Origin of the sequence: Variovorax nivicola, from assembly GCF_051216475.1 — a bacterium.
Lineage (GTDB): Bacteria > Pseudomonadota > Gammaproteobacteria > Burkholderiales > Burkholderiaceae_C > Variovorax.
On record NZ_JBPJZK010000001.1, the window covers coordinates 709,801 to 729,054 of the forward strand.

22 protein-coding genes are annotated in these 19,254 nt (G+C 60.3%); 9 read left to right on the forward strand and 13 right to left on the reverse strand.

The genetic code is table 11. The features are described from left to right. Positions 1 to 699, reverse strand: a complete 699-nt coding sequence (locus tag ACSFBF_RS03365; RefSeq protein ID WP_435464911.1) for an amino acid ABC transporter permease — start codon at positions 697 to 699, stop codon at positions 1 to 3. Positions 700 to 732: 33 nt separating this feature from the next. Further along, positions 733 to 1,626 carry a transporter substrate-binding domain-containing protein gene (locus tag ACSFBF_RS03370; protein WP_435464912.1) on the reverse strand — a complete coding sequence of 298 codons (894 nt, stop codon included), beginning with the start codon at positions 1,624 to 1,626 and terminating at the stop codon, positions 733 to 735. A 104-nt stretch (positions 1,627 to 1,730) separates the two neighbouring features. On the opposite strand from ACSFBF_RS03370, the gene ACSFBF_RS03375 reads away from it, so the two are divergent. Together ACSFBF_RS03375 and ACSFBF_RS03380 are read left to right on the forward strand one after the other, a co-directional pair. Further along, positions 1,731 to 2,678 carry a LysR family transcriptional regulator gene (locus ACSFBF_RS03375; RefSeq protein WP_435464913.1) on the forward strand — a complete coding sequence of 316 codons (948 nt, stop codon included), beginning with the start codon at positions 1,731 to 1,733 and terminating at the stop codon, positions 2,676 to 2,678. Between the two features lie 2 nt (positions 2,679 to 2,680). Next, positions 2,681 to 3,616 (forward strand): LysR family transcriptional regulator, encoded by a 936-nt coding sequence (locus tag ACSFBF_RS03380; protein ID WP_435464914.1) that lies wholly within the window; start codon positions 2,681 to 2,683, stop codon positions 3,614 to 3,616. 464 nt (positions 3,617 to 4,080) lie between these two features. On the opposite strand, the gene ACSFBF_RS03385 is transcribed toward ACSFBF_RS03380, so the two are convergent. Further along, a complete protein-coding gene (locus ACSFBF_RS03385; protein ID WP_435464915.1) occupies positions 4,081 to 4,686 on the reverse strand; it encodes a methyltransferase family protein in 606 nt (201 codons plus the stop codon). A gap of 139 nt (positions 4,687 to 4,825) precedes the next feature. On the opposite strand from ACSFBF_RS03385, the gene ACSFBF_RS03390 reads away from it, so the two are divergent. Genes ACSFBF_RS03390 through ACSFBF_RS03400 form a run of 3 tightly spaced genes read left to right on the forward strand, consistent with a single transcriptional unit; the run spans position 4,826 to position 6,967 of the window. Further along, the gene (locus tag ACSFBF_RS03390; RefSeq protein WP_435464916.1) at positions 4,826 to 5,683 is read left to right on the forward strand and encodes a HAMP domain-containing protein; all 858 of its coding nucleotides are present in this window, start codon (positions 4,826 to 4,828) and stop codon (positions 5,681 to 5,683) included. Beyond that, the gene (locus ACSFBF_RS03395) at positions 5,655 to 6,245 is read left to right on the forward strand and encodes an ATP-binding protein (protein ID WP_435464917.1); all 591 of its coding nucleotides are present in this window, start codon (positions 5,655 to 5,657) and stop codon (positions 6,243 to 6,245) included. Before ACSFBF_RS03390 ends, ACSFBF_RS03395 begins: the two co-directional genes overlap by 29 nt. Beyond that, positions 6,242 to 6,967, forward strand: coding sequence for a response regulator (locus tag ACSFBF_RS03400; protein WP_435464918.1), 726 nt, complete (start codon positions 6,242 to 6,244; stop codon positions 6,965 to 6,967). Before ACSFBF_RS03395 ends, ACSFBF_RS03400 begins: the two co-directional genes overlap by 4 nt. Here ACSFBF_RS03400 and ACSFBF_RS03405 read toward each other — a convergent pair. Then, positions 6,936 to 7,589 carry a transmembrane-type terpene cyclase gene (locus ACSFBF_RS03405; protein ID WP_435464919.1) on the reverse strand — a complete coding sequence of 218 codons (654 nt, stop codon included), beginning with the start codon at positions 7,587 to 7,589 and terminating at the stop codon, positions 6,936 to 6,938. The two genes, ACSFBF_RS03400 and ACSFBF_RS03405, sit on opposite strands and share 32 nt — an antisense overlap. Further along, positions 7,586 to 8,203 carry a TetR/AcrR family transcriptional regulator gene (locus ACSFBF_RS03410; RefSeq protein WP_435464920.1) on the reverse strand — a complete coding sequence of 206 codons (618 nt, stop codon included), beginning with the start codon at positions 8,201 to 8,203 and terminating at the stop codon, positions 7,586 to 7,588. The genes ACSFBF_RS03405 and ACSFBF_RS03410 overlap by 4 nt, the downstream gene beginning before the upstream one ends. 88 nt (positions 8,204 to 8,291) lie before the next feature. Between ACSFBF_RS03410 and ACSFBF_RS03415 the strand changes: the two genes are divergently transcribed. Then, the gene (locus ACSFBF_RS03415; protein WP_435464921.1) at positions 8,292 to 8,909 is read left to right on the forward strand and encodes an NAD(P)H-dependent oxidoreductase; all 618 of its coding nucleotides are present in this window, start codon (positions 8,292 to 8,294) and stop codon (positions 8,907 to 8,909) included. A gap of 315 nt (positions 8,910 to 9,224) precedes the next feature. Here the strand turns inward: ACSFBF_RS03415 and ACSFBF_RS03420 are convergent, their stop codons facing one another. Beyond that, entirely contained in the window at positions 9,225 to 10,880 is a 1,656-nt protein-coding gene (locus ACSFBF_RS03420) for a lectin (RefSeq protein WP_435464922.1), read from the reverse strand. Positions 10,881 to 11,891: 1,011 nt separating this feature from the next. On the opposite strand from ACSFBF_RS03420, the gene ACSFBF_RS03425 reads away from it, so the two are divergent. Both ACSFBF_RS03425 and tnpB read left to right on the forward strand, forming a co-directional pair. Next, positions 11,892 to 12,062, forward strand: a complete 171-nt coding sequence (locus ACSFBF_RS03425) for a transposase (RefSeq protein WP_435465911.1) — start codon at positions 11,892 to 11,894, stop codon at positions 12,060 to 12,062. A 121-nt stretch (positions 12,063 to 12,183) separates the two neighbouring features. After that, positions 12,184 to 12,567: an IS66 family insertion sequence element accessory protein TnpB gene (tnpB, locus tag ACSFBF_RS03430; protein ID WP_435464923.1), complete on the forward strand. Its 384-nt coding sequence runs from the start codon at positions 12,184 to 12,186 to the stop codon at positions 12,565 to 12,567. Between the two features lie 91 nt (positions 12,568 to 12,658). On the opposite strand, the gene ACSFBF_RS03435 is transcribed toward tnpB, so the two are convergent. From ACSFBF_RS03435 to ACSFBF_RS03450, 4 genes are all read right to left on the reverse strand, one after another. Further along, a complete protein-coding gene (locus tag ACSFBF_RS03435; RefSeq protein WP_435464924.1) occupies positions 12,659 to 13,288 on the reverse strand; it encodes a class I SAM-dependent methyltransferase in 630 nt (209 codons plus the stop codon). 435 nt (positions 13,289 to 13,723) lie between these two features. Then, a complete protein-coding gene (locus ACSFBF_RS03440) occupies positions 13,724 to 14,359 on the reverse strand; it encodes an EamA family transporter (RefSeq protein ID WP_435464925.1) in 636 nt (211 codons plus the stop codon). A 141-nt stretch (positions 14,360 to 14,500) separates the two neighbouring features. Then, entirely contained in the window at positions 14,501 to 14,707 is a 207-nt protein-coding gene (locus tag ACSFBF_RS03445) for an antitoxin VbhA family protein (protein WP_435464926.1), read from the reverse strand. Between the two features lie 629 nt (positions 14,708 to 15,336). Beyond that, the gene (locus tag ACSFBF_RS03450) at positions 15,337 to 15,708 is read right to left on the reverse strand and encodes a hypothetical protein (RefSeq protein ID WP_435464927.1); all 372 of its coding nucleotides are present in this window, start codon (positions 15,706 to 15,708) and stop codon (positions 15,337 to 15,339) included. 137 nt (positions 15,709 to 15,845) lie between these two features. Here ACSFBF_RS03450 and ACSFBF_RS03455 point away from each other — a divergent pair, with 137 nt between their 5' ends. Then, positions 15,846 to 16,043, forward strand: coding sequence for a hypothetical protein (locus tag ACSFBF_RS03455; protein ID WP_435464928.1), 198 nt, complete (start codon positions 15,846 to 15,848; stop codon positions 16,041 to 16,043). A 10-nt stretch (positions 16,044 to 16,053) separates the two neighbouring features. Here the strand turns inward: ACSFBF_RS03455 and ACSFBF_RS03460 are convergent, their stop codons facing one another. Genes ACSFBF_RS03460 through ACSFBF_RS03470 form a run of 3 tightly spaced genes read right to left on the reverse strand, consistent with a single transcriptional unit; the run spans position 16,054 to position 19,237 of the window. After that, positions 16,054 to 16,857: a hypothetical protein gene (locus ACSFBF_RS03460; protein WP_435464929.1), complete on the reverse strand. Its 804-nt coding sequence runs from the start codon at positions 16,855 to 16,857 to the stop codon at positions 16,054 to 16,056. 14 nt (positions 16,858 to 16,871) lie between these two features. Then, complete coding sequence (locus ACSFBF_RS03465; protein WP_435464930.1) at positions 16,872 to 18,023, reverse strand: hypothetical protein; 1,152 nt, start codon at positions 18,021 to 18,023, stop codon at positions 16,872 to 16,874. Next, positions 18,023 to 19,237: an AcrVA2 family anti-CRISPR protein gene (locus ACSFBF_RS03470; RefSeq protein WP_435464931.1), complete on the reverse strand. Its 1,215-nt coding sequence runs from the start codon at positions 19,235 to 19,237 to the stop codon at positions 18,023 to 18,025. Before ACSFBF_RS03470 ends, ACSFBF_RS03465 begins: the two co-directional genes overlap by 1 nt. Between the last annotated feature and the right edge of the window lie 17 nt (positions 19,238 to 19,254).

A 19,254-nucleotide genomic window follows, 5' to 3' on the forward strand; every position in this document is an offset into this window, starting at 1 on the left:
TCATCTCGCCATGACACGGGTGCGGCGCGTGATCGCGGCCCCCAAACCCATCAAGCCCAATGAAACGGCCACGTAGAAGACCGTTCCGACGAGATAGATTTCAAAGGTTCTGAAAGTCTGGTTCTCGATATCGCGTACCGCGTACGTCATCTCGGCAACTCCGATGGCCATGGCCAGACTGGTGTTCTTGAAAAGCACCACCGTATGGTTGATGAACGGCGGCATTGCGATGCGAAAGCCTTGCGGCAGGATCACGTAGCGCATCGACTTCACGAAGCTCAAGCCCAGCGAACGAGCGGCCTCGTGCTGGCCCGTCGACACCGCCCGCAGGCCGCTTCTGATGTCTTCCGAGTAGTACGCCGCCATGCACAGGCCGATGGAAATCGACGCGAAGATGAATTCGCCCCCATGCGCGTTGATCCATGCCTGAGCGGCTTCCGGCAGCAGCGTCGGAAACCCGAAATACCAGAGGAACAACTGCGCGAGCATCGGTACGTTCTGATGGTAGGCAACGTAGCCGGCAACGAGCTTCTCCAAGAGCGGGTTGCCGGTCGTGCGCAGCGTCGCCATTGCGGTGCCCAGCGAAACCGCGAGTACCCAGCTCGTCAGCGTGAGCAGTGCGGTGTACTGCACTCCCCACACGAGGTGTTTCAGATTCGGGCCCGCGAAGATGCTCGCGAAGTCGAGATGCGTCAACATGAGTAGTCCTCGGCACACATGACGGCTTGACGATCAGCCTTTGATCGGCGCGCTCTTGAAATCTCGCTGCATCCGATAGATCGTCTTGGCACCAAGCCACTTGTCGAAAATCTGCTGGGCTTCGCCGGATTTCTCCATTCCGCTCAGCGCGTTGTTCACTGCATCGAGCAACGCCGGCTCGCTCTTCTTGATGCCGAGTCCCCAGTATTCGCGGCCTACCGGCGGCGACAGCGCTTCGACGTTGATGTTCTGGCCGAGCTTGGCGGCGAAGCGATGCATGATGGGTTCGGTAACGACGAAACCATTGACCTTGCCTTGCACCATGGCCAGGAACGCGGATGGCGAATCGTCATAGCTGACGAGTTGAACGGTAGGCATGACCTGCCCCATGATCGCAATGTTGCTGGAGCCTTTGATCGTGCTGACGCGCTTTCCATCGAGGTCGTCCCGCACCTTGAACGGGCCGCCGGTCTTCACCGAGATGACTTGCTTGGCGACGTAGTACTGATTCGTGAATGCGATCTGTTCGGCGCGCGCAGGCGAGTAGCCGAGCACCGCGGCCAGGACGTCGACACGGCCTTGCAGCAGCTCGGGAATTCGCGCATCCATCGACACCACCTGCAGCGTGGGCTTGACGCCCAGAGCCTTCGCGACGCCGTTGCAGTAGTCGATGTCGTAGCCGGCGATTTCTCGTGACGTCGAATCCTGGAAGCCGAAGGGCTCGAAGTTGGCCAGCACCCCGCATACCAGCGTTCCGCGCGCCTTGATATCTGTGAGTTGGTCGGCCCGTACGGTGCCCGCGAGCAGGGCCAGGGGGAGCGCGAACAGCGCTGCGATCAGCTTGCCAGACGATTTCATGTGATCTCCAAAAACAGGGGGGGGTGCTTCAAAACGCAATTGCGAGCTCCTGAGGAGCTCGACCGGCATTGCGGCGGCTTGGAGGTCGTATTCTTGGTGGAATGAAATGCAAAATAAAGAGATAATTTCGCATGACATTTCATTCCAAAATGTGATTAATTTGGGAGAACAGATTGGCGCACCAGATCACCTTTCTTCAACTCGAGGCACTGGTCGCGATTGCGGACATGGGGTCGTTCGAGGCCGCTGGCCGCAAGCTCGGCAGCGTCCAGTCGGGCGTGTCGCGCCACGTTCGCGAACTGGAGGGGCAGTTCCCGAATCCGCTGTTCGACCGCGCGTCGCGATCGGCACGACTGACCGTCGACGGCCTCGAGATCCTCTCGCAAGCGCGCACGATTCTTCAGCAGCGCGATGCCCTGTTGAGCCAGTATGCGAGCGAGAAAATACTGCGCCGCTCGTTGAGACTGGGCGTGACTGAACTTGCGGCGCTCACCTGGTTGCCTGGCTTCATCGATGCACTGCGCTCTACCTACCCGCTGGTGGATGTCCAACTGGAAGTTGGCGGCATCGCTGCAGATCTTTACGAAAAGCTCAGGCTCGCGCAGTTGGATCTGGCCATCGTGCCCGACACGCCGCGCTGGGCGGATATGTGGAGGGTTCCACTCGCCAGCGTGCGCAACGGTTGGTACTGCAGTCCTGCGTTCGAGCTGAAGCGACGCAGGCTCGCTGTGTCGGAGCTCGGCCAATTGACATTGCTGTCCCAGTCTGCCGACTCGGTGGTCGGACAGGTCATGAGCAAATGGCTTGAACGCAACGGTGTGCAGCCGCGCAGCATCCTGACCTGCAATAGTTTTTCCGCACTCGGCGGCATGGCAAGCGCCGGGTTGGGTATCGCCTGCTTGCCCAACGCCATCTCATGCGAACTCGTGGCGCTGGGCATGCTGCGCGAAGTCCACGTAGCGCCTGCGATGCCGCCTGTGCGCTACGTCGCCGTCGCGCGGCCCGATGCATTGACACCGTTCCATCGCAAGGTCTTGTCGCTTGCGCGTGCAACGTGCAACTATGGAACACGCTATCAGGACGCGGACGCACGCGACCCGCTGACCCAAGGAGCTGAATAACGATGCTGACCGTCAAACAGATCGAGACGTTCTACTGGGTAGCGAAGCTCGGTACCGTTCAGCGGGCGGCCGACAAGCTCCATATCACCCAGTCCGCGGCGACCAAGCGGCTGCAGGATGTCGAAGCGAAGTCCGCTGCCCCTTTGTTCGAAGGGGGCGGCAAGAAGGCGAGGTTGTCCGGGAAGGGGCACGAGATGTACGCGCTGTGCGAGGGCTTGCTGGACAGCATTGGCCGATTGCAGGCCTACCAGGACGCCGGTCGCCAAATGGCTCGTGTGCTGCACATCGGCCTGACGGAACTGGTTGCGTTGACCTGGTTCCCGGAGTTCCTGCAGCAGATGCGCGCATCTTTTCCGAACGTCATCCTGCAACCCCATGTCGACATGTCCGGACCGCTGCAGGAGCAGGTGATCGATGGAAGACTCGACCTCGCGATCCTGCCCGAGCCAGAGCTGCCCGCATCGGTCGCGCGGATGACGCTCGGCAGTGCTCGCTTCGCCTGGTTTTGTCGCCCCGGCGAGTTCGACAGCAAGCGCACGGTGCCGTTGCGTGAATTGAGTACCGTTCCCGTCATCGACCAGGCGCCGGTCTCCATCATCACGATCATGAGTTCAAGGAGCTTCGAGAGTGCGGGCGTCAATCCCGAGCGTATTTGTGGCGGCAACAATGCGGTCGCGGTGGGTGGCCTGGTAGCGGCCGGGGTTGGCGTGAGCCTGCTTCCGGTCGATCTTTTCAGGCAGCAGGTACAGAACGGACTGATGCAAATCGTGATGACCGATCCACCGGTACCGGCGGTTCGCTACGACGCGATTTTCTTGAAGCAGTCACATGCCGCGCTGGGGCACGTGGTTGCCGAGGTTGCACGACGTTGCTGCGATTTCAGTTCAGGCGTGCAACAGCCGACAGCGCGTCAAGAACGGGCCACGGATGCCGATTGAGTTGATCGCGAGATCGTGTGCGTCAAGGTAACTCGCTCGGTCTGGACCACCGGGCAGGTAGATCATGAACTCCAGTCCATCGAGATGCTGCTGCCGCGCGTTCCGATATCCAAGATCTGGCGCACATCCACCAGGCATGGACCGTCGCCGAGGCCACCAGCATCGCCAGGAGAGGGTCAGCGTGAAAACGGATCGCAGATCAGCCAGTTGCGCGATGGAACATCAGTGAAGACATAAGCGGGATGGCGGAGGCTGCAAGGCCGTGCCGTCTCCGAAATGGTCGGCGGAGAGGGGGCTTGATGCATGAGGGCTACCGCCCACAGAGCGAGCAGTGCCGCCGCGCTCGCGGGACTTCCCTTGCGACGCCTGAACATGAATCTCATTCGATGAACAAGCCGGATGAGCGCGAACCGGCCAATGCGAATGGCGCAGTTCACGCGATCGATCCGCATGGGTCTCCCTTGTCAGAACAGGACAAGCAGAGCGGGAGAGCCCGCATCCTGCTTGATGGACAGAACCAGCTCGACAATTGCTACCAGCCAGATGAACCACACCACATCGCGCGGCGTCCGCCGGAAGCGCCCGGGGTAGACCACCCAGGTGTCGGGCTCCAGGTAGTTGCGAAAGTTGGGAAAGAACCTGGGTGTTCTTGCGCAGAAGTCGTCGAACGCCTTGCCAAACTTCTGCCGTAGAAAAATCTCCTCGTTTCTTATCGTGACCGGGTAGCCGAGCCCGAACGCCAAAGTGATCACGGCCACAAGGCTGAAGGTCTGCGTGGTGCAGGCGACGCCGACGAAGCCGAGAAACGAAAAAAAGTAGAGCGGATTTCGAGTCAAGGAGTAGGGGCCGGCGGTGATCAACTCCGTGTTCTTGTATCCGCTGATGTACAGCGAACACCAGAGCCGGCCCACCACGGCGATCGTCACCAGCAACAGGCCCGCGAAAGAAAGCAGTTCGCCGGCAATCGTTCCGCGATGAACACTCCGGGTCACCAGAATCAGAAGAAAGACAAGCGCCGCAAAGGCGCGGGAAAGAAGGATGCGAGCTTGATGATTCGAGGGGAGCGGCAAGATGATTCCTGGGAAAGCAGGTGCGTCGGAAGAGAATTCACGGACAACTTGAACCAGACGACACGATGGTGCACAAACAATGTGCAGAGAGTTCGGAGAAGCGACCGTCCGCTGCGTTGTCCTCCAAAAAATCGCCCCAATGAAACTCAACATCACCACCAGGCTTTTCTTTGCCGTGCTGGCGACGGTCGTCCTTGCCGTCGTGACCATTGGTGCGGTCTCGAACTGGAACTTTTCGCGGGGCTTCGTCGGATACCTCAATGAACAAGGTGTCGAGCGCATGGATGCCGCACTGCCGGGCGTGGTGGCCGCCTACAAGCAGCATGGAAGTTGGGATTTCCTGCGCGGCAACCCACTCGAATGGCTCAGGCTGGTTCGACCGGGTCGGGTACCGATTGCATCGGCGGAATTTCCTGTCGGATCGGTGCGCTCACCGTTGGCGGGTTCACCCGGGGCGATGCCAAGGCTGCTTTTGCTCGACGAGCAGCGAAACGTCATCGCCGGCCTCAGAAAGGCGACCGAGGGAGCGGCGCAGCGATCGGTCGTGGTTGACGGCGCGACGGTCGGCTGGCTCGTCATGGTTCCGTTCGAAGGCGTGAGCGAAGCCAGCGATCGCCGTTTTCAAAGAAGTCAGGCGCGCACCAGTTGGATCGTCAGTGGCCTCGCGGTGTTGATGGCTGCAGGTATTGCCTGGTGGATTTCCAGGGCATTGCTGGCGCCTGTCAGGCGCGTTGCCGCGGCAACGCACCGGCTTGCTGCGGGGGACTATGCCAGCCGGGTCGATGTCGCTTCGCAGGACGAGGTGGGCCAGCTGGCGCGCGATTTCAATTCGCTGGCCTATTCCCTGCAGCGCAACCAGGAGATGCGGCGCGCGTTCGTGGCGGATGTATCGCACGAGTTGCGTACGCCGCTGGGCGTACTGCATGGCGAGCTGGAAGCGATGGAGGGATGGTGTGCGTCCTCTGAACATGAACGCGGTGCGCTCGTTGCAGCATGAGGTCGATCTGTTGAACAAGCTCGTGGGCGACCTCTACGACCTCTCGCTGGCAGACGTGAGCGCATTGATCTATTTCAAGGTCGAGAGCGACCTGAGAGAAATTCTCGAACTTGCTGTCGATGCATTTCGCGGTCGATTCATGGATGCGAATATCGAGGTCGATATGCAACTGTCGCCAGAGCCGCTCATCGTGCTTGCCGACGAGCGGCGGATGCAGCAGCTTTTCAACAATCTGCTGTCGAACGCCTGCCGCTACACCAATGCCGGTGGTCTTCTGCGGATCTGCGCGCGCGAAGAGAGTGGCCAACTCATCATCGATTTCATGGATTCCGAACCGGGTGTCGACGAGGACCTCATTCCACACCTGTTCGAACGATTCTTCCGTGGCGAAAGCTCGCGCAATCGGGCCAGCGGTGGCGCCGGACTGGGGTTGGCCATTTGCCGCAGCCTCGCCGAGGCACACGGCGGCCGTATCGAGGCCGGGCTCTCGCCGCTGGGTGGCTTGTGGCTTGCGTTGCACCTGCCGCAGGCGAACACGCAATGCTCGGAGGCTTCTGAATGACAGTCGTCAATCCTGAAACGGATGGGCACATCCTGATCGTCGAGGACGAGCCGAAACTGGCCGCGCTGATCGGCGAATATCTTCATGCGTCGGGGTATGCTTGGACGTGGCTCGCCGACGGACGGGACGTGTTGCCTTCAGTGAAAGCACATCGACCAGATCTGGTCCTGCTCGACCTCATGCTGCCCGGGCAGGATGGCTTGATCGTGTGCCGCGAGCTCAGAAAATTCAGCAACGTGCCTGTCATCATGCTCACCGCCCGGGTCGAAGAAGCTGACCGTTTGACCGGGCTCGATATCGGTGCAGACGACTACATCTGCAAGACGCCGTTCAGTCCCCGCGAGATCGTTGCGCGTGTCAAAGCAATGCTGCGCCGTACCGGTCTCGCCTCCCGCAAGGAACATGCACTGGAGATCGATGACGATGGTTACCGCGCCTGGTGGTACGGCGCACCCATTGAATTGACGCGGATCGAGTTCCGGCTTCTCAGGGTGCTTGCAGCAACGCCAGAACGGGTATTTCCTCGGGACACGCTGCTTAATCACCTCTACACCGGCGGGCCCGCCGCCACCGACCGCACCGTCGACAGCCATGTCAAGAACCTGCGCCGCAAGCTCGTCGTGGCCAGCAGCGGACAGGTGACGATCCGGTCGATCTACGGCGTGGGCTACAAGTTCGAGTCATCGCGCCTTAACGTTCGAGTGGACGAGATTCCGCGGTGAACATCTGTGGCTTTCGTCTGGCCCACACAAGCAAGGCGATGTACGCGAGATCGAAGACCGAGCAGAGGATGCCGATGCCGAGAATGAAGGGGAGGTCGAGCAGAACACCGAAAGTGATCGTAGGCGCCAGCGTTCCGATCCACTTGGCAATGGCGATCACGAGGCTTTGTCCTCGTGCACCACGCCGCCCAACGAACATCGCGATAAACAGTCCCGACATGAGCAGGTTCTGCAGGAATGCCGAGTAACGGGCGGCCTGCATACCGGCCATTCCGAACTCCAGAACAAAGAGGCCCTGCACTGCAAACGACACCGCGACCATGCCCACCCCAGCGGCGACGAAGAGTGGCCCGCTGACGAAGCGAGGGAATTCACTTCTTCCGTATCGGAAGAAGGTGAAAAGAATGCCGGTATCTGCAAGCGCCCACACGAGATTGATCCAAGCCTGCGGCTGGGGGCGAAACATCAGGCCGTGCGTTGCGTAGATCCACTCCCAGGCAAGGTTCAGGCCGAGTGCCGCAATGGGCATGGCATAGGTGCGCTGGCGTAGACCGATGCGAATCGCTGCAATGTAGACGATGGTCCACGCCAATCCGCTCAGGGCAGCAAGGAGTGTGTTCATGGGTTTTTGTCCTTTCTCTTTTTACCGGGCGCGTGGCGCGCAGCGTTATCCGGGGTGTGGCGAAACCGACAGACTAGGTCTTCGATCGATACCCGCAAGGCGTTCGCGGGAGTGTTCGAGGCCAGAGCGGTGAGGATGAGTCCCTGGATGGCCGCCGTGACCGTCAATGCCTCGCGGCGGTTGCCCACATACGGTGCGAGCAGATCGGCAAGCCGGTTGTCGAGAACCTCGATCACCGATCGCAGCTCAGGGCGATGGACCGTTGCCACGATCATCTCGAAGATGGCGACGGTATCTTCGCGACGCACCGTTGTCAGCGAAGCGCTGAATTCGGCAACGACCCTCGGAATGTCTGCCAGCTGAACATCTCCTGCTTCCAGAACGGCGCGGAAGGCAAGTCCGATGCGCGATCCCGCGTGATCGAACACGGCGCGCCTGAACTCTTCAATGTTGGGGAAATGGTAGGTGGCGGATGCCAGCGAGACATCGGCCTGCGCCGCCGCAGCCCGATGCGTGAGGCTGCCTGTGCCCTCGCGCGCGATCACACGCACCGCTGCATCGAGCAGCAACAGCCTGCGTGCCTCGCCACGCGCGAAACGACCGTCTTGTTCCATCGGGATTGTCTTATTGAATAGTATCGGTACAATTGTACTGTTACTTTTTCGTCGCCGCAAGGCGGCTTGTCAATGAGGACCCAGAACCATGAAAGTGCTGATCGTGTTCGACCATCCTTATGCGCTGGGTGCGTCGGAAAACGCACCCCACAAGCGCAGCTTCACGGCGGCCCTGACTGCGGCCGCCATTCGCGGGCTCGTGCGGGCGGGGCATGAAGTCGATGTCATCGACCTGCATGCCGATGGTTTCCATCCCGTCATGACGGCCGCGGACCTTGCCGCCTGGCGAAACAAGACCGTGGTCGATGCCGCCGCGCTCGACTATCAGCGGCGATTGCGCGCGGCGGATCACGTGGTGTTCGCGTTCCCCATCTGGTGGGAGTCGATGCCGGCCATGACCAAGGGCTTCATCGACAAGGTCATGACCAAGGGGATCGTCTACTCCGAGACAAAGCCCGGAAGGCCTTTTCAGAACGGGCTCAAGAACCTTCGAGGCGTCACGCTGCTGACTGTCATGGCAACGCCGGATTTCCTGTACCGCTGGCTCTTCGGCAATCCGATCACCAAGATATTCTTTCGCGGCACTTTCCGAAAGATAGGTGTAAAGAACCTGCGATGGATGAACTTTTCCAACCCGGCGGGGAAGACACCCGCACGCCGGGAGGACATGCTGGAAGAGACCATGGCGCGCTTTGCGGCACTCTGACGCCGGATCCGATATCACACTGGCCGCGGCCGCGGCCAAGGCCAAGGCCAAGGCCAAGGCCAAGGCCGCGGCCAAGGCCAAGGCCAAGGTTCAGGTAGCGGCGCCGCACCGGATGAACCGCAGAGGGTCATCGACACCGTGCACCTGGAAGACGTTCTTGGCTAAATCAAGACCCACGCGAACGGTTGTCATGGCTGATCTCCTGGAAGTGTTGAGGGCTTCACAGCTTTACCCAACACCATCCCCCTCGTTAAAAAAAGGGGGTGTCCATCCCATGACTCCAGCCAACAATGATGCGGAAATCTCTGTCGACGCTCAACCGGTAATCAGGACGAATTGCTCCGAGACGCCGATGGCCGTGCGGTTTGCGGTCAGTGCGGAAGCGCCGGCGTTCCCCGTCGTCACATACAGGTTATTTACAACGGCCTGGAAGCTGACGGTGCCATTGGCATTGGTAATTAGCCGGAAACTCTCCCATGGTCCGACGCTGGTTCGGTTGGCAATCAGCGGGGAGGCGCCTGCACTCTCGGCGCAGACGATGAGTCCGTTGGCACGAGCCCGCAGCGCGATGGTGCCGTTGCCGGCATCCAGCAAATCGAACTGTTCCCAGCCGCCAATGACACTGCGATTGGCAATCAGAGAGGAAGCTCCCGCATCTTCCGCAGTCACGTAGCGGTTGCTGGCTGGCGCAAGCAGGCAGATGACTTGGCCGGTGCTGCTGCTCCCGCCGCTGAGAACAGGTCGGGTAGGCCGGGTCGCGGTGAGCGCGATCTGTCCCTTCAGCATCTTTCCACCATCGGCCGTGAGCCGCAAATAGTAGTTGGCGGAGCAGGCCGTGCCATCCTCGTCCAGGGGCAGCATGCCCGAGTTTGTCGGAACAAAATTAACGGTCTCTGCGGTCTTCGCGATCTGGTTGCCCTCGTTGTACTCATCGAACATCGAGATGTAGAAGCCCTGGGCGCCCAGCCGCTTCATGTTGTAGAACTGCCGCCACATGAAGTCGCCATGAACTCGTTGCCGCTTGCTGAGATCGCCTGGGAGAATGCACGGTTGGTAGTCAATGCCGTAGGCGTTGCAATCGGCCTGATCCGGCAGATTGACGTTGGTGTAGAAGTTGTCGGAGTCAGCGACGCTTGCGATTCGGCCGACCATCCACGGCGAGATCATGTTGAAGGCGTGGTAGACGCCAAGAAAGCCGGTCTTGGAGTCTTGGGTCTCGGTTCGCCAGTGCGTCGGCACGCCGCCCATGACGTAGCAGCCTCGGTTCTTGAACCAATTGATGACGTCCAGGCAGACTGCGGCCGACCATGGGTGATGGTCAACGCCGTTGCCGGGAGTAAAACCGAAGCCCCAGATGCCCACCACGGGGCGACCGTTCTGCCGAGCATAGGCGGACGAGGCCGCCAGCGCCTCCATCTTATTGGACCAGTCGGCCTTGATGTCGGCCTGCATGCTTGTCCAGTCAGTCACGTCGTACATGATGTAGAACTTGCGCCCGAAGGTCTCCGCAGCGCTGCGGACCTTGGTCGCGATCGCATCTCGCGTGGGTCCTTCACCACCGGTGGGGTTGAAGCGCTGGAGGGCTACTGTGTCGCAGCCGTTTTGCTGCATCCAGAAGAAGTGAGTGTTGATCGTCGCCTGGTCGTAGGAAGAGAACAGGCTGGCGGGAGAGCCATTGCCAAAATTGGCGAAGGCAGTGCGATAGCTATTCGGATAGTCGCGCATGTCGGGCCATGCGGTAATACCCTTGTTGGATGGGGAAGGACTCTGGCTCATGTTCGCAGCCCAGTGCCACCAGCCGTTGATCGGGGCACCGTCGCCAGTACACGCGAACCAGCCCTGATAGCCGACTGTAATTTTGCCCACCACGTCTCCGACCTCACTGGCAGCAGAGGCTGGGCGAGGCAATGAAATGGCAGTTACGGCTGCGCCGGCGGCCGACCCTAGGAATGTGCGACGAGAAAGTGTCATGTTTGCGTTGGATTGAGTTGATGTGAAAGCCTATGCGGCGGTGATCCAGAAGGCATGACGACGAAGTGATCGTCAGGCTCTTGGGAGTTCAGGATGGAGCGCGAGCACGCCCGTGACCGGCAGTTGATCGACAACAATCGACAACGTTGCACAGACACTCGAGGAATCAAGTGCGTTTGCGCAGGGCAAGAAGCTGGTCGAGCACCATCCGTTCTTGACGGGTCTACTCAGACAGTCGATTGATCGGAAACCCTTCGGACGATGAGAAGCGAAGCCCCCGTGTGACAGCTAGCTTCTTCAACGACCAAGACAGCAATGAGGCCACCAATCCAATATGGAAGTCGGAAAAACCCAAAGGCCACGGCCTGAAAGAAAAGACCTCTTGCATACACCTCGTCCGTTCGTAACGAACTGCCTTCAACCACGAAACACACGAGGTGGCCCACAACCGCACAACCCATAGGACTAGCGTCCATTGGTAGATGACTTGCGGCTTTTTCATCGCTCGATAGTTCAGCTTCATGGCACGTCAGGCGGATTGAACTGTTGAAGGGCGCCACGCAAGCCAAGAGGAACTGAGTCATCCTTGGGCATCGGCCTGCAAAGCACTGTTGTAAAACGATACATTAAATTCAAACTGTTTCAAGACAGCCGAAAGATTGCGCTCCTGCCAAACGCTAGATCGAGAGCACAAAGATTTTCATGAGGCGCTGAACATGAAAGTATTCGGTGCACTATGAAGCTCGCTCCTTTGTAAGCGCGCAGCGAAGTCATCTTGATGGCCTGATAGCCGACAGGCATCGTGTCCGCGATGAATGATGTGGAGACGATAGATGGTTTGATTAAGCGTAAGCGACCAGCCAAGTCATATTGACTCAGGGTCCCCACGTAAGAGCCTCGCGTCCGCATAACTCAAGCGGACACATGGACACTTACGGAATCGATTTGATGGGTCGGCGACGCAGGCGCGGGCACACCCCGGACTTCAAGGCTTCGGTCATCGCGCAATGCATGCGACCTGGCGTGTCCGTCGCGGCGGTCGCGCTGGCCCACAGCCTCAACGCCAACATGCTGAGCAAATGGGTCATCGATGCCCAGCACAACCCACCGACACTGCCGCCGGCGGTCTCACCTCAAGAGCCCCGCCGGAACCCGCGCCGACCTTCATCCCCTTGGCCCTGACAGCCCCGGCGATTGAGGGTGACATCCGCATCGAGCTTCAACGCTCGGGCACGACCGTCACAGTCGTCTGGCCGGCATCGGCCGCCGCAGCTTGCGCAGCCTGGTTGCGTGACTGGCTTCGATGATCCGGGTCGATGCTGTCTGGCTCTGTGTCGAACCCATGGACATGCGCGTTGGCACCGACACCGCGTTGGCGCGTGTCGTTCAGGTCTTCGGCTCCGCTCGGCCTCACCACGCCTATAACCGCGCCTCCACCCGCATGAAGGTCCTGGTGCACGACGGTATCGGTATCTGGCTGGCCGCCAGGCGACTGCACCAGGGCCGCTTCGCCTGGCCTGGTGGCGGCTGCGGCGCGCCGCAGTCTCGGACCCACGAGCAACTCGACGCCCTCGTACTCGGCCTGCCCTGGCAACGCATGGGCGCTGCCGGCATCATTGGAATGCCGACGCACCTGAACAGCTGCATCGACGAGCTACTGCCACACAAATGGCAGCGAGGGCCCTGAGCGGCTGCGCAACTTTCTAGATAGCGGACGTTCGGCCGGATAGTCGACCTGAACTCCCAAGCCAACGGCCCTCAGGCGACCCCGAGAGAGATTAGCTCTTGCGTCTCGCGTAGAACACGTGATGGCCTAGCGGGCTGCCCTCCTCGACGATGTGCTCGTCGGCCAGCAAGTCCATCCCGGCCTCTGCAAGCCAGGCCTTGTAAGTCCGCGAGTCCGTATGGCTCCAATACATCTCAGCACCATCGACCCCCAGCCAATTTTTCTCTGTACCGGTCCAGGCGCCGCTTCCCAAAGTGGAGACGAAGAGGCCGCCGGGCTTCAGCCATCCCGCAATGCGCTTGAACAGATCTGGCTGCTCGTCCAATGGAACGTGGATGATTGCGTAGAAGGCCACAACGGCGTCGAACGAGGCCTGCGGGAAACGAAGCGCTGACATGTCTTCGCACAAAAATTCGGCCTCTGGTACGAGCGAACGTGCCCGCTCGATCTGCACTGGCGAGATGTCTACGCCGACCACGCTGCCAAGTGCCGCAAGCGCTTTGGTTGTCGGGATGCCACAGCCGCAACCCAGGTCAAGGAGGCGGGCGGGCGGCTCGAGATCATTGGCAAGACGTGCGGTCCAACGCGAGTAGACGGGGTCTTCGTCTGCCTCGTTGCCACTTCGATAGGCAAGGGACACCTTGTCATAGCCGTCTCGAACAATTTGCTTGGGGTCTGTCATTTTTTGCTCCCCTTGTTGAAGTGCATGGCTCGCAGATCCGCTCATGTTCAAAAAGGGCGAGTCATCCAGCGATCGGACGAGCCTGAAGCCAGCCACTCGCCATGTCTGCAAGGCAGAAATGGGGAGCCGTCCAGGCTCCTGCTAGTAGAGCGGAAGGCAAGGATACCCCGTGTCTACTCTTGACTCGATCGCTCGTGGCTAGAGACTGATCGCTCCCATTTGCCAAGATGGAATGGCTGTTCGCTTACCGAAGTGCCGTCCCGTGACATCCGCATCGAACTGAAGAGAGCCGGTGCCACCGCAGTCGTGCGATCAGATGGCGACGCTCTTCGTCAACCTGCCGCCGTGCCTGATCGGCATGGAGGCTTGCGGCAACGCTCGGCGCACCCCGCTGCCTGCACGCCTGGCTGGTGTTCTGTGTCAAGCTGCCGGTGGTCACGGCCAGGAGTGAGCAGAGGGCGGTGTCACCGGGCCTTGCGCGCTTCGGTCCACACCACGATCAGCAAGCCAGCCAACACCATCGCGAGCCCTGCAAAGGCCGAAGGGGCTGGGCGCTCGTGCACGACGAAAATGGCGAGCCGCGAAGGCGGTGACGGGCTCGGCCAGTGCCAGCGTGACGCCCGAGCCGCCGGAGATGTGCTGCAGTGCATGGCTGAACAGCAGGTAGGCGATGCCGGTTGACACAAGGCCCAGATAGGCCACTAGGACCCAGCCGGAGGGCGTGGTCGAGAAGGGGCCGAAGATCGAGAGTGCGGTCGGCATGGCAATCACGGAGGCCACCGCGAAGACCCACAGCGTGACCGTCGCTGGCGGCGACTGGCTCACGAGACGCTGGCTGACCAGCGTGTAGATCGCGTAGCAAAGCCCCGAGGCCAGGCACAGCGCCAACCCGGTGAGGTCGACGCGCAGGCCGCCGCCCGATCCCGACATCACCATCAGGCCGCCACCACCGATCGCGAGCAGGGTGCCCGCCCACCAGACCGGCGCGGGCGGTTTGCGGTACACGGCCGCTTGAAGCAATCCAGCCCAGGCTGGCCCGCTGCCCACGGCGATCGCGGTGCCGATGGCCACGCCCGTGGCCTTGACGAGGTCAAGCCGGGATACGGCCAGTTTTAGCTCATAAGCGGTTAAGTCATTAAGAATGACTTGTTTATGCAGCCATACATGGGCACGCGGTATCGGCCCCCTCCTGACAACCGCGTGATCGCCGCTCTATGTCTTGGGAAGCCCGGACGGTTCTGAGCCATTGCGACTACGAGCCCTTGCTGCGCTAGTGCGAATGGCCTGCTCATACGTCATCTTGCCCTCAACCACCGCAGCGACGTCCGCCAAAAATCGTGGTGTAGGTTCATGGCCCGCAATCCGCGTGTTTGCAAGAGCCTGAGTCATTGCATCGCGGCGCTTCTCCTGCGTGGTCATGGCAAGACCTCAACTCCCAGCGGTGGCCAGGCCATCACCTCTCCTCCGTGTAGCTCTGGATCGAACCGTTTAAGTAGGTTCTCCAACGCATGCTCCTCGATCCGTCGCCGAGATGAAACGCCGCGAACAAGCGGCCGCGAAGCGGGGCGAGGCACCTTTTTCCGACTCGTTTTCTGGGTCATGTTCAAGATTTTCCTCCTAGAACACCCCACGTCGTCAAACAATCCGTCGCTGCAACGCTTGACCGGCCGTGATGAGCTCCGGAAGTGCTCCCCCTGATCAGAGTGGCGGAGTGCGAACTATTGGGCAATTGACTTGCGAAGCGGTGGCGGGCAATCTGCCGTAAAGGGTGCCGCATGTAGAAGGAGGACTCTGCAATGCTAGATAGCTTTCGATTGTTACGTGCTCGAACGGTTCTTCTCCGCTCGAATGCACTCGCACTAACGGCTGTGCTGGTCTCCGTATGCTCCTGGCTCACATTCTGGTTTGGTGAGTGAGTCTGCTGCCCTGGTTTCACCAATCTTTGCTTTAGGTCCTCATGGCTGGTTTCATCGGCCGAGGGTTGGGAGCGGAATGCCGTGGCCGAAAACGCCGCAACTTGACCGTCATGCCATGGACCTGCAGGGGCCTCACGACATGTCCCATGCGTCGATGGTCAGTACCTGCTCGGGCGGGCTGGCTGCGATCTTGTCTTGATGGAAGATCACGTTGCCCTTCCAGTTCGCCGGCATGACGTAGTCGTCTCCGATGATTGGAGGGCCTCGGTGTGCCGGCGGACCGCCTGCAAGCAGCGGCAGCACATCACCCGCATTGGCGGTGTAGCGGTTCGGGTAGCCGCTGAATGACAACTGGCTGGCTTTGCCTGCTTTGACGAGTTGGTGCAGCCACTCGATTCCGCCTGGCCCAACCTCCCAATTCGCCAGCACTGCCGGCCTGGTATCGATTGCTCGGTCGCGTTCCTCAGGCGTCTGAGCCGCCACAACTATCCACCAGCCGATCATTGCGTTCTTCCTCGTTAGCGATCTATCGCACAGGCCTGATTGCTCGGGCTCGACTTGCCAGATGCCGGCCTCGTATCTGCTGATCTCAGCATTGCACTGCGTCACCAAGGAGAACGCTCTTCACCATTCAGAAACCATTGCCACCGCCCGCCGGTTATGCCAGTTGGCTCGACTACGCAGTCGAAGCGTTCAGCACCCGGCAGGCCTGGCTCGAAAGCCTCTGGGAAACCTGGGTCGACGACACTGCAGTCGAACTGGACCGGGAAGAAATCCGCGAGTCTGCGCGCTTGGAATTACGTGCCCTGCGCAAGGCGGCCGGAGCTGCCGACTCATAGGACTCGCAAATCACACTGGTTGCCGCACTCGGCTCCACAACATCTTGTTGCGGAAGTCGAGATTTGACGCCAGGAAACCGAATTCCGCGGCTGCAGCCACGAACTCTGGTCTGAACTTGGCGCGTGCTCCGTCCTCGAGCAATGGAGCGCCGTCAAACATTTCCAGTACCCGAATTTCATACTCGTGAAGATCCCACTCGGGCAAACGGGCGGCGTACACACCGGGATATGCCCCCGCTTCTTGCGCCCTCCTTGCGAAATTCAGTTGCTCAGGCGAGGAGAGGTTCACCTTTTCCGCATCAAGCGCGGACACCCGCGCGCTGATGAGTTCGTGCAGTCGTTGAAGCTGGGCCTGGAAAAGATCCATGGCGGCAGCTTTTGCCCAAGGCAATAGCGCCGCTCGAATAACGTCCTGAGAGCTTCCCAGGCTTTGAAGAATTCGAAGCACCTGTCGCGACAGCTTGTGGGCCTCCGCCACGCTGGGCGCCGCATCCCACCGCCCGACAGCGCTGGTCAATGACAGCAAAGTTCCTCCGGTGACCTCGGCGAGGTCCCTCAGCTGATCGATTGCAACCTGCGCCTGATTGATCGTCTCCTTCAACGTGCGCGTTTTGGCCTCCATCCCCAAGCCCTTCAGGGATTCGAAGCGGTCAATGGTTGCAGCCAAAAGGAGAACCAGTCCAGCTCCAAGCGCTGTCACAGCAAGTGCGAGTTCCTTGTTGGCCATGAAGTAAAGGCCAAAGCCCAGCGACCCGAGCCCGGCCAGGGAGAACGTGGCATCAACGAGCGCCGTCTGCAATGTGCGGATTTTCATGGTGTGTCTTTTGGCTAAAAATTCCCGACGCGCACTTTCTCGATCATTCTCGGGTTCGAGAGACCGTACTCGCACTTGCCGATGTAGTGGTTTCTGTAAAAGTACATTCCGCCGCTGAACGCCATCTTCCAACCCTTCCAGGCATCGCGTGAGCCCTTGATTTCCAGCGTCCCGACATTGGCGTGGTTCGCCAGCTGCAGCAGCCCGCTCCACAGCGCTCGATCGTTCTCGAGTTCCATGCCAAGGCGGTTGAGCAACTGGTGTTCGCTTTCAAACGAGATGTTGCTGAACAGCAGCGCGAATTTGGGCCGGATCGTGACGTCGTCCAGGTAGAACTCGGAGTCCGTGTAGCTCACCGTCTGCCAAAGCCCCCGCGCCGCCTTGTGTGAGAAACCGTCGGCTTGGCCGAGGTATTTCACCTCGATGCCGAAATGCGCCGGCGCGAAACCATTTGCCAGCAGGTGCGGCTTGGGATAGGCCAGGTAGTCGATGATCACGCGTACGCCCTCAGCCACATGGCGTCCCGCCACCTCTGCGTGGAGTTCGAAGTCTTCGGACAGATGCGCCACCAGCCACGCCTTCAGTTCGGCCTCCGACGTGAATCTGGTCGTTGCGTCGAAGAGCGCATCACGCAGTTTTCTGCGCAGCGCGATGGCCTGTGTGGCCAGAATATCGGCGGTTTTTTGTTCGCCAACTTCGGCCGCTATGTCGGCAGCGCATTGCGCAACAAGGGCTTGAACGCGCTCCAGTTTTGCGCGTTCCTCCGCTCGGTCGGCGGCGATCAGTGCAGCCCATCCTCCACGACGTTCTGTCACCAAGGCCTGTAACTCCTTGAACTCCGTCACGATCGCCCTGCGGTGCTCCGCATAGGTCTGCGCGATCGCCGGGTCGAACTCTTGCGCGGTCATTCCTGCGAGGCGAGCCTCGGCGTCCTTGGCGCGAAGCGGGCTACCGCGCTGCTCGCCGCAATGCTGACACTGCAACACGTGGTGGTGCGAGCCGTTTGCAAAGGTGCGGCGACGCACGGCATGCAATGCTGGAGGGCAACGGCAGTCACTGTCGAGGAGCTGCTGAGTCACCAGAGCGAACCGGGCCTCCAGTTCCTCAAGCTCAACCATGCCGCTGCGCCCGGTCGAGGACAATGGATCTTGACTTTCGAGAGTCATCACTTCACCACGTAGGGTTTGTTGATCAAGGCCGCCAGATCGGGCCCCTTGTAAAAGGGGGCGATCCAGATCAGCTTTCGCTCCTGGCCTGCGAGACCGTGCGCCTGCCGGCGCCAGTGGCCGCGGACCATGAAGCGCACCAGAGGGCTGTTGCCCGCGGGGCGACCTTCCGAAATAGCCGGCTCGATGCCACGTTGCACCACAATGCGTCCCACAGACTGGCCCACTTCGTCGTAGTCAAGCTCTGACATCCGAAGCGCTGCCTGCTTGGCCTTGCGCCACTTCTTGTCGGAGCGGATGCTCTCGATCTCGTCGCGCGAGGGTCTGGGGCTGAGCCGAGGAGTCAGTTCGGCCTGGCTGGAAGACAGGTAGAGCACAGCGTTCAGCAGGATCCTGTAGAACAACAAGCCATCGGTGTAGAAAGCCTCGTCGCCCTGGTGTGAGACAACGCCATCGACCGTATCGATGTTCAGGCCGGACGTCGCCGTCTGCGGGCTCAGTGCCTCCCATTCCGTGCGAAGGGCCTGCTCCAGCGTCCAGTCGTCGCCCAGATAGAGCTCGCGTTTGATCGCGTAGTAGACATTGCCCGGAACGCGCGCGTGCCACGCCGCAATGACTAGTTTGCGGCCCGGCAAACCCGCATCGGCTGCGTGTACCGTCAGAAATGCCGAGATCGGCGCTGAATAATCCAGGCCAGCCACATTCCGATTTGGGTCTGCACCGCTGCTGGAGCCGAGTCGGGTGTCGTGCATCGCGTTGATCACCGCGCGCGAGGTGAAGGTGAAAAGGCAGGTCGTGAAAGGCAGCTCGACCATCCCAGCCTTCAGGTTGATCTCCGTATGCGCCAAATGCTCTGCCAAGTTGTCGCTGAAGTGAAAGGTCTTCCTGCCCGCCAGCATGAAATTGACCGCGCAGTGGTATTCCAGCATCGCGGTGGCGTAGAGGCTGGTGAGCGACGTGCGTGCCTGCTCGTCGGGCAAATGCTGCTTGAGGAAGTCGATGCTGCGGCCCGTCTGACGTGCCCAGGGTCCTAGCGCCTGCTCTTCGAGCGCCTGCATGCACTCGCCGAACCGGCTTTCAAAGTCGTCAACGCTGTGGATGGATGCGGGTGGCTCTTCTTCATCCAACAGATCCATCGCATCCTGTTCGGCAAAGTCCACCACGTAGGGACGTAGCTGGCACACCAAGTCGTAGTACGTCGACGGCAATGTCATGTCGGAAGATCCTCGTT